Genomic DNA, 10,011 nt, shown 5'->3' with positions numbered 1-10,011 from the left:
CTCGGGGTCGGTGGCGGTGGCGGTGGCGGTGGCGGTGCCGTGGGTGGTGGGCGGTGGGCGGTCGGTGGGTCGGTTGCCGTCGGCTCGGGTGGTGATCTGCTCGGGCAGCTCGTCGAGGTGGTGGAGGCCGCCGCCGCGCGGGGCGGGGAGGCCGTGCTCGTCGTTCCCGACGGGGAGCGGCTCGTCATACTCGCCGTGGACGGGGGTGCGGCGGTCGCCGCGTGCGGGGAGTTCGCGGTGGAGTTGGAGACGTCGCGGGCGGCCGGACGGGATCCGGGGGCCGTCGCCGGCCCCACCTCCGTGGCCGTCCCCGTCTCCGTCGAGGAGGAGGAACTCGTCGTCGGGCTGTCCGCGCCCGCCGGGCCGATCGCGGCCGCCGCCGCGTACAAGCAGGCCGAGCAGGCGCTGTCCGTGGCCCGGCGGCGTGGGCGGTGTCTGGTCGAGCACGAGGAGCTGGCCGCCGGGTCCGTGCTGCCGTTGCTCGGTGACGACGCGGTGCGGGCCTTCGCCGACAGTCTGCTGCGGCCGCTCCGTGAACACGATGCGACCGGGCGGGGGGATCTCGTCGCCTCGTTGCGGGCGTGGTTGTCCCGGCACGGGCAGTGGGATGCGGCTGCCGCCGATCTGGGGGTTCATCGGCACACCCTGCGTTACCGGATGCGGCGTGTGGAGGAGATCGTGGGGCGGTCGCTGGACGATCCCGATGCGCGGATGGAGCTGTGGCTGGCGTTGAAGGCTACGGCTGCGGCGGGGGAGTAGGGGGCTTTCTTCGCCCCCGCCGCCCCTACCCGTCCCATCCTCAAGGGGCGGTGCCCCTTCGACCCCCGGCCGCGGGTCCGTCGTGGTTGCTCGCGCAGTTCCCCGCGCCCCTGAAAAGCAGGGGCTTCGCCCCTGGCTTTTCGGGCCGCCGGACCGTTGCCCTTCAGGCCGGCGGGGCCTGGTCCTTCAGGCCTGCGGGGCCTGGTCCTTCAGGGGCGCGGGGCCTGGTCCTTCAGGGGCGCGGGGAACTGCGCGAGCAGGCCCCACCGGATCAGCACCCGGCGACCCACCCCTCCAATCCGGCGCAACCCCCGCCCGCACTCATACGTGCCGGACAAGCGACCGCCCGTCGCCCCGGCCCTACCGTGGAGCCGGAAGCCGAAAATGTGTTACCCACCGAAGGGCCGGGATCGACTATGACCGCCACCCACGCCTTCTGGCTCGCCGGCCGTCAGGCCACCGGTGAGACCACGTTCGATGTGACGTCGCCCTGGGACGGCCGCCTGGTCGGCAGGGTGAGCGTGCCTACGGACGAGCAGGTCGAAGAGGCCGTGGCCGCCGCGTACGCCGTGCGGGACGAGTTCGCGGCGACGCCGGCGCATGTGCGGGCCGCCGTTCTCGACCACGTCAGCAGGGGTCTCGTCGAGCGGACCGAGGAGATCGCGCAGCTGATCTCCGCCGAGAACGGCAAGCCGATCAAGTGGGCGCGGGGCGAGGTCGGCCGGGCGGTGTCCGTGTTCCGGTTCGCGGCCGAGGAGGCCCGGCGGTTCAACGGCGGCGAGGCTCAGCGGCTCGACACCGACCTGGGCGGACAGGGGCGGCTCGCCCTCACCCGCCGCTTCCCCAAGGGCGTTGTCCTCGGTATCGCGCCCTTCAACTTCCCGCTCAACCTCTGCGCCCACAAGATCGCCCCGGCGATCGCGGCCGGTGTGCCGATCATCCTGAAGCCCGCCCCGGCCACCCCCCTCTCCGGTCTTGTCATCGGCGACCTGCTCGCGGAGGCCGCGACCGCGCTCCCCGCCGGGTCCTGGAGCATCCTCCCCGTCGCCAACGACCGTATGCCCGCCCTCGTCCAGGACGAGCGGCTGCCCGTGATCTCCTTCACCGGGTCCGAGAAGGTCGGCTACGCGATCATGGACTCGGCGCCGCGCAAGCACTGCACGCTGGAGCTGGGCGGCAACGGCGCGGCGGTCGTGCTCGCCGACTACACGAGCGACGAGGACCTCGACTGGGCCGCCGGCCGCATCGCGACCTTCTCGAACTACCAGGGCGGACAGTCCTGCATCTCCGTGCAGCGGGTGATCGTGGACGCGTCCGTGTACGACCGGCTGCTGCCCCGCATCGTCGCCGCGGTCGAGGCGCAGGTGACCGGCGACCCGTCCGACGGCGCGACCGACGTGGGGCCGCTGGTCAGCGAGGACGCCGCCAAGCGGGTCGAGACGTGGGTGCGGGAGGCGGTCGACGCCGGGGCCGCCCTGCTCACCGGCGGCAAGCGCGACGGCGCCTCGTACGCGCCGACCGTCCTCGCCGACGTACCCGCCGAGGTGACGATCTCCTGCGAGGAGGTCTTCGGGCCCGTCCTCACCGTGCGGAAGGTGGAGGGGGAGGCCGAGGCCTTCGCCGCCGTCAACGACTCCAAGTACGGTCTCCAGGCGGGCGTCTTCACCCATGACCTGCAGACCGCCTTCCGCGCCCACCGCGCGCTGGAGGTCGGCGGCGTGGTCATCGGTGACGTGCCGTCCTACCGCGCCGACCAGATGCCGTACGGCGGGACCAAGCAGTCCGGTGTGGGGCGTGAAGGTGTGCGCTTCGCCATGGACGACTACACCTACGAGCGGGTGATGGTCCTGACAGGGCTCCAGCTCTGAGGATGTCCGGATTTCCAGCTCTGAGGGTCTGAGGGTCTGAGCATCTCCGGATCTCCGGATCTCCGGAAGTTCCTGGTGACCTCTAGCTTGTGACAATCATTTTCATGTAGTCTGGGGTCAGATCCCGGGATGAAGAGGCCCGGCACCGATGCCTTCCGGTGCCGGGCCCCTTCTGTGTGTCGGCCTGTTCCGGACCCTCAACCGGAGAAGCCGACGTGCGCCAGCCGCAGCGGGCCGCGCAGCCTGAGATGCACGTCGTGGACGCCGGCCGCCGAGACGGCGGCACGCAGGGTCGTGTACGTGTACGAGTCCGCGGTGGGCGTGGCGAGCGTGAGGGCCGCCAGCACCGGGCCGCCGACGAGCGAGAACTCGACGCTCCCCTCGCCCGCCACCTCCACCGTCATCCCGGTGACACCCGCCCCGAAGTCGCAGTGGCGGAAGAGTAGTTCGCCCGGCCCGCCCGAACCCTTCGGCCCGCCCGAACCCTTCGGCCCACCCGAGCCCGCCGGTTCTCCTGACGCGCCGCCCGCCGGCGCCACCGCGTCGCCCGACACCTTCGCGCGGTCGACGATCTCCGTGCCGCGCTGCTCGTCGAAGTCCGCCGCGTTCAGGCCGTGGGTCACGACCGGGCGCGGGGTGACCGGCTCGCCCTCGACGGTGACGGGCGTACGGAGGCGGATGTCCTCGCTCGACGCGCCGGCCAGCAGTTCGTACGTGCCCGGCTCCAGATGCCAGGTGCCGTGTGCCACGTCCCAGAACTCCAGGACGGAGAGCGGGAGCCGGAAGGTCAGCTCCGTCGAGGCGCCGGGGGCGAGGGTGACGCGGCGGTGGCCGGCCAGCTCGCGGCGGGGGCGCGGGACCGACGGGTCCTCGGCGCGGACGTAGAGCTGGGCGACCTCGTCGGCGGTCACCGCGCCCGTGTTGGTGACGTCGAAGGAGACCGTCAGCTCACCGTCACCCATGTGGGCGACCAGGTTTCCGTACGCGAACTCCGCGTACGACAGGCCGTGGCCGAACGGGAACAGCGGGGTGCCCTCGAAGTAGAGGTACGTCTGACGGGCGCCGATCACGTCGTAGTCGAGCAGGTCGGGAAGGTCCGCGTCGGTCGCGTACCAGGTCTGCGGGAGGCGGCCCGCGGGGGAGACGTCACCGGCGAGGACCCGGGCCAGGGCGGTGCCCGCGGCCTGCCCGCCGTGCGCGGTCCACAGGACGGCGGGCAGGTCCGCGGGGTCGACCGCGTACGGATAGGCCGAGACCAGGACCAGCGCCGTGTTCGGGTTGGCGGCGCGGGCCGCGCGCAGCAGACGCTCCTGGTGGGCGGGGAGAGCGAGGGTCGCACGGTCCTCGGTCTCACGGCCGTTGATGTGCGGGTCGTTGCCCGCGACCACGAGGACCACGTCGGCCTCGGCGGCCACCCTGGCCACGGCCTCCTCGCCGGGCTGCACCACCATGAGCTCGAAGATTTCCGGATTCTCGTCGGCAACCTTTACGCCGTCGGCGTCGACAGTGACGTACCGGCCTGTCCCTGTGTGCTGGAGGAGGTGACCGTTCCCGTGGGATTCGGAGGGCTCCAGGCGGAAGGTCTCCTGGACGATCCAGCCGCCCGGCTGATCGGCCGAGGCGCGCAGATACCCGTCGTCGGCGACCGAGAGGTAGCGGCCGTCCGGTGCCCGGAAGGTGAGCACGCCCTCGCCCCAGTCGACGAGTGCCAGCTCGGTGCCGTCCGCGTCCGTGGTGAGCGGCGACAGGTCGGTGCGGCCGGCCAGGAGCGCCGGATCGAGCGCCCCCTGGGCGCCGCGTACCTCGTCGGCGGCCTCGGCCGCCTCGGGGACGGACACGAACGCGCCGGTGGACAGCGCCCTGAGGCGTACGCGGTCCACGCCCTCGGCGAACGACACGCGCTCGGCGCCGAAGCGGTCGTACAGGCCTTCGAGCGGGGTCGAGCGGTGGATGAGGGTGCCGCTGTACCAGTCGAGCTTGCACTCGTCGGCGAGCAGGCCGACGACGGCGATCCGGGTGTCGGCCGCGAGCGGCAGCAGACCGCCCTCGTTCTTCAACAGGACGACCGCCTGCTCGGCGGCCTCCTGGGCGAGGGCGCGGTGGGCCGGGGTGTCGAAGTCCTTGAGGTCGGCGTACGGGTCGGACCCGGGGTCGAACTCGCCGAGGCGGAAGCGGACCGAGAGCTGGCGGCGGACCGCCCCGTCGACGTCGTCCGAGGTCAGCAGCGATTGGGCCAGGGCGCCCCGGATTCGTCCGATCATCGTCGAACTCTCCGTGCCGTGGTCGGTGAAGCTGTCGACGCCCGCGCGCAGCGAGGCGGCGGTCGCCTCCTCATGGGTGTCGAAGTAGTGCTCGGAGTCGACCAGGTTCGACGGCGCGCCCGCGTCCGAGCAGACCAGCAGGTGTTCGTCGGTCCAGGTGCGCAGATGGTCGGCCAGGTAGGGCGAGACGTGGTTGGGGCGGCCGTTGACCAGGTTGTACGCGGGCATGACACCGGCCACCGCGCCCGCCTCGACGGTCTCACGGAAGGCACGCAGGTCGTACTCGTGCAGGACACGGGGACGGACCGAGGAGGACGTGACGGAGCGGTCGGTCTCGTTGTTGTGCGCCAGCCAGTGCTTCAGCACGGGGGCGGTGCGCCAGAACGTGGGATGGTCGCCGCGCAGGCCGCGGGTGTACGCGGTCGCGATCGCCGAGGTCAGTCTGGGGTCCTCGGAGTAGCCCTCCTCGTTGCGGCCCCACAGGGGGTGGCGCAGCAGGTTGACCGTGGGGGACCAGACGTTGAGGCCGACGCGGTCGTCGCGCGCCCGCATCGCGCGGGTCTCGGTGGAGACGGCCTCGCCGACGCGGCGGACGAGGTCGTCGTTCCAGGTCGCGCCGAGCCCCACGGCCTGCGGGAACACCGTCGCGGGACCCATCCAGGCCACCCCGTGCAGGGCCTCCTGGCCGGTACGGAAGGCGGCCACCCCGAGACGGTCGACGGCGGGCGCGAACTGGTGCAGGAACGCGACCTTCTCGTCCGGGGTGAGCCGCTGGAGCAGGTCGTCGATGCGCTTCGCGAGCGGCAGCTGCGGATCGCGGAAAGGCGGCGTGGGCGTCGTCTGTGCGGTCACGTGGGGATCCCTTTGCGGTGGAGCGGCGAGGCGCTTTCGAAGCGCTTCGATGCTCATTCGACCGTGGGGTGGGTGTCAAGAGACCAAGGCGCAACAGATCCGTTTCCCCACCGTCATTCAGGCCGGGATATCGAAGGTCGGAAGGGGTTGCTCCGGTCGTTCACACCTCCGAGGAATCTGGGAATCGACCCTTGTGCACCCCCGGTCGTTCACTTAACCTCGCAGCAACATCGAAGCGCTTCGACTGCGGAGGGAAACGCTTCGCGTGCTCACCTCCCTCCGATGATCATCGCTTCAGCACAGCCAGTTCTACTCAAGACACCGCAGCCGACGGCCACCGCCGGGTGTCCTGGTGTGCGCCATGAAGGGTTGACGCAATGACGCCGAACTCCGCCACCTCCGCCGCGCCCAGCCGGAGAAGCTTCCTCGCCTCCACGGCGGTCGCCGCCGCCGTCGTGGCGGGGGGTGTGCCGCTGCTGTCCGCCTGCGGCGGCTCGCAGGAAGGCCGCAAGGAGGGCACGACGTCGGGCAAGGACGCGCAGAAGATCCTTCCGACGTTCGTCGCGTCGAGCGTCGTGGCGCCCGACATCCCGGCGAAGAACGGCGCACCCGCCGGCTTCAGCAAGGCGATCGCCACCGCCGACCTGAAGACCTCGGTGCCGAAGAAGCTCGGCAGCGGCGGCAAGCTGAAGATCATGTCCCCGTTCTGGGGCACCCCGCCGAAGGCCGACAACCCGTACTACACGGCGGTGAACGAGGCCGCGGGCGTCGAGGTGACCTGGCAGAACCAGGACGGCGTCACCTACGACCAGAAGCTCGGCGCGGTCCTCGCCTCCAGCGACATCCCCGACGTCGTGGTCGTCCCCGGCTGGAACCTGATGGGCAAGATACCCAGCGCCATCAACGCCAAGTTCGCCGACCTCGGCCCCTACCTCTCCGGCGACAAGGTCAAGGAGTACCCGAACCTCGCGGCCGTCCCCAGCGAGGCCTGGCAGCGTGGCATCTTCGGCGGCCAGCTGCGCGCGGTCCCGATGCCCGCCCCGTACGTCACGGACATCGCGCCCATGTACCGCAAGGACATCTTCGAGAAGAAGGGCTACAGCGTTCCGACGAGCCCCGAAGAGTTCCTGTCCTGGGCGAAGGAGGCCACCGACGCCAAGTCGAAGGTGTGGGCCTGCGACGACATGAAGTGGTCGTCGTTCAACTTCTACGGAGTCTTCCCCGGCAGCGACAAGGCGCTGTGGTGGAACATGGTCGACGGCAAACTGGTCAACCGCGTCGAGACCGAGGAGTACCTCGAAGCGCTGGAGTGGACGCGCAAGCTCTACGCGGCCGACGTGGTCCACCCGGACGCGGTGTCCGGCAAGGCGGGCGGCGATGCCAGGAACCGGTTCACGGCCGGTCAGTCCCTGGTCTTCAACGGCAACATCTCCGCCTGGTGGGGCTCGGTCTCCGAACAGGCCACCCAGAACTCCGACTTCGACATGGCCGCGTTCGACATCTTCGGCCCCGACGGCGGCGACCCCACCCTGTGGGCGGTCCAGCCCGCCAACATCTTCACCTTCGTCAGCAAGAAGGCCACCGCGCAGCAGATCAAGGACTTCCTCGCCCTCTGCAACTACTGCGCCGCGCCCTACGGCACCAAGGAGTTCATGCTCACCGCCTACGGCGTCGAGGGCACGGACTACGACATCAAGAAGGGCCTGCCGGTCAAGTCCACCCAGGGTGTCAACGAGGTCAACGGCGCCTACGACTACACCGGCAACCCCGCCCCGTACGTCGCCTACCCCGACTTCCCCGACGTGACCAAGGGCATCGTCGAGTGGCAGCAGCGCATGGGCGCCTTCACCAAGAAGACCTCCTTCTTCGGGCTGACCGTCACCGAACCGAACCGCTGGGCCAACCTCGCCGACAACTTCGAGCAGTTGGAGGACGACGTCGTGCGCGGCCGCAAGAAGATCAGCGACGTCCAGCAGGCGGTGTCCGACTGGAAGAGCAAGGGTGGCGACGGCCTGCGCGACTGGTACAAGAAGCTGCTCGACGACACCGGTTCGGCGAGCTGATCCGGGGCCGAGGCAAGGAGAACGCCGTGTCCCACAGCACGGTGCCCCGGCCCAGGGCCGAGGCGAAGACCCCGGAGAAGACCCCGGTGGCATCCGGCGACGCCAATGGGCCCCGCCCCCGGGGCGACGGACGCGCGGGCAAGCTGAGCCTCCGCCTCAGACTCCGGCGTGACCGCACGCTGATCCTGATGACGCTGCCTGCGGTCCTGCTGATCCTGGTCTTCAACTACATACCGATCCTCGGCAACCTGGTCGCGTTCCAGGACTACGACCCGTACCTCAGCGAGAACGGCTTCGTCGCCATCTTCCAGAGTCCCTGGGTCGGCGTCGAGCAGTTCGAACGGATCTTCGCGGACTCGGCGTTCTGGCACGCGGTGCAGAACACGTTCGTGCTGTTCTTCCTCCAGCTCGTGCTGTTCTTCCCCATCCCGATCCTGCTCGCGCTGCTCATCAACAGCATCGTCAGGCCCCGGATCCGGGCCGTCGCCCAGGCGATCATGTACCTCCCGCACTTCTTCTCCTGGGTCCTCGTCGTCACTGTGTTCATGCAGATCTTCGGCGGGGCGGGCGTCCTCGCGCAGACCCTCCGTCAGCACGGCTACGACGGCTTCGACCTGATGACCAACCCGGAGATCTTCAAGTACCTGGTCACGGTCGAGATGATCTGGAAGGACGCCGGCTGGGGCATCATCGTCTTCCTCGCCGCGCTCTCCTCCGTCTCCCACGACCTGTACGAGGCCGCCGCGATGGACGGCGCGGGCCGCTGGCGGCGCATGTGGCACATCACGCTGCCCGCCCTGCGCCCGGTGATCGCCCTGCTGCTGGTGCTGCGCGTGGGCGACGCCCTGACCGTCGGCTTCGAGCAACTGCTGCTCCAGCGGCAGGCGGTGGGCGTCGACGCCTCCGACGTCCTCGACACCTACGTGTGGTGGAACGGCATCCGCAACCAGGACTTCAGCTACGCCGCCGCCGCGGGACTCATCAAGGGCATGGTCGGCCTCGCACTGGTCCTGACCGCCAACAAGGTCGCCCACCTCATGGGTGAGCAGGGGGTGTACAAGAAATGAGCGCACTCCTCGACAAGCCGACCGAGCCGGCCGACCAGCGGCCGACGGTGCGCGGGCCGAGCCGCTGGGCCGCGCCGCCCCGTCCGTCATGGGAGGAGGAACCCGCCAAGGCCGGACTCGCGGGCAAGGGCATCGCCCTGGGCTTCGCCTGCTTCGCGATCCTCTTCCCCCTGTGGATCGTCATCGTCACCAGCCTCCAGACGAAGAAGACCATCGACGAGGCGGGCGGCCTGGTCGTCGTCCCCAGAGGCATCACCTTCATCGCCTACAAGGAACTCCTCAGCGGTGGCCAGGTCCAGACGGCCGCGCTGGTCAGCGTGGGCGTCACGCTCGTCGGCACCCTGTTCAGCATGACCGTCTCGGTGCTGTGCGCCTACGGCCTCTCCCGCGTCGGCTCGGTCGGCCACCGCTGGATCCTGATGACCCTGCTCGCCACGATGTTCTTCGGCGCGGGCCTCATCCCGACCTATCTGCTGGTCCAGGGCCTCGGTCTCACCGACACCTACCTCGCGCTGATCCTGCCCAGCGCGGTGAGCGTCTTCAACATCCTGGTGCTGCGCTCGTTCTTCATGGGCATCTCGCCGGAACTCATCGACAGCGCCCGCATCGACGGCGCCGGCGACTGGCGCATCCTGTGGAAGATCGTGATGCCGCTGTCGAGAGCCGTCCTCGCGGTCATCGCCCTCTTCTACGCCGTCGGCTACTGGAGCGCCTGGTTCAACGCCTCCATCTACCTCACCGACCAGGACATGATGCCGCTGCAGAACGTCATGATCCAGCTCGTCCAGAGACAGGAACGCCCGGTCGGCCTCTCCGCCCAGATCAACACCGGCCAGCTCTCCCCGCTGGCCATCCAGATGGCGGTCATGGTCATGGCGCTCCTCCCCGTCGCCGTCCTCTCCCCCTTCGTCCAGAAGCACTTCAAGAAGGGCATGCTCACCGGCGCGGTCAAGGGCTGACCGGGGCGCCCATGAGCTCGGGGTGCGGGGGCGTCGGCGGCTGCGGGTGATTCGTGGCTGGTCGCGCCGTTCCCCGCGCCCCTGAATAAGCGGGCAGCGCCCCTGCTTTTCGACTCGGAAGGGCCGTAGGCCCTTGAGAGGCGCGGGGAACCGCGCGAGCACCCGCACACCACCCGCAGCCG

The 10,011-nt window shown here is 70.1% G+C and carries 6 protein-coding genes; 5 read left to right on the top strand and 1 reads right to left on the bottom strand.

The features are described from left to right. Together AWZ10_RS05785 and AWZ10_RS05780 are read left to right on the top strand one after the other, a co-directional pair. Positions 1–759 (top strand): PucR family transcriptional regulator (locus AWZ10_RS05785; RefSeq protein WP_244172411.1); only part of this gene is annotated, 759 nt, incomplete at its 5' end. A gap of 416 nt (positions 760–1,175) precedes the next feature. Then, on the top strand, positions 1,176–2,627 hold the full coding sequence (locus AWZ10_RS05780; protein WP_046708880.1) for an aldehyde dehydrogenase family protein: 1,452 nt from the start codon (positions 1,176–1,178) through the stop codon (positions 2,625–2,627). Between the two features lie 197 nt (positions 2,628–2,824). Here AWZ10_RS05780 and AWZ10_RS05775 read toward each other — a convergent pair whose 3' ends face one another. Then, positions 2,825–5,740, bottom strand: a complete 2,916-nt coding sequence (locus AWZ10_RS05775; protein ID WP_060890596.1) for a glycoside hydrolase family 3 C-terminal domain-containing protein — start codon at positions 5,738–5,740, stop codon at positions 2,825–2,827. 377 nt (positions 5,741–6,117) lie between these two features. Between AWZ10_RS05775 and AWZ10_RS05770 the strand changes: the two genes are divergently transcribed. From AWZ10_RS05770 to AWZ10_RS05760, 3 genes are read left to right on the top strand one after another with little or no spacing between them, the layout of a single operon-like run. Beyond that, positions 6,118–7,803: an extracellular solute-binding protein gene (locus AWZ10_RS05770; protein ID WP_060890595.1), complete on the top strand. Its 1,686-nt coding sequence runs from the start codon at positions 6,118–6,120 to the stop codon at positions 7,801–7,803. A gap of 26 nt (positions 7,804–7,829) precedes the next feature. After that, positions 7,830–8,870 (top strand): ABC transporter permease, encoded by a 1,041-nt coding sequence (locus AWZ10_RS05765; protein ID WP_060890594.1) that lies wholly within the window; start codon positions 7,830–7,832, stop codon positions 8,868–8,870. Then, positions 8,867–9,829, top strand: coding sequence for a carbohydrate ABC transporter permease (locus tag AWZ10_RS05760; RefSeq protein WP_046707869.1), 963 nt, complete (start codon positions 8,867–8,869; stop codon positions 9,827–9,829). Before AWZ10_RS05765 ends, AWZ10_RS05760 begins: the two co-directional genes overlap by 4 nt. Positions 9,830–10,011: the final 182 nt, after the last annotated feature.

The sequence above is a fragment of the Streptomyces europaeiscabiei genome (assembly GCF_001550375.1).
Lineage (GTDB): Bacteria > Actinomycetota > Actinomycetes > Streptomycetales > Streptomycetaceae > Streptomyces > Streptomyces europaeiscabiei.
This window is presented reverse-complemented; position numbering and strand designations above follow the sequence as displayed.

Coding starts and splice junctions, on each gene's coding strand:
- AWZ10_RS05760 (WP_046707869.1), top strand. CDS start 8,867: ATGAGCGCACTCCTCGACAAGCCGACCGAGCCGGCCGACCAGCGGCCG.
- AWZ10_RS05780 (WP_046708880.1), top strand. CDS start 1,176: ATGACCGCCACCCACGCCTTCTGGCTCGCCGGCCGTCAGGCCACCGGT.
- AWZ10_RS05770 (WP_060890595.1), top strand. CDS start 6,118: ATGACGCCGAACTCCGCCACCTCCGCCGCGCCCAGCCGGAGAAGCTTC.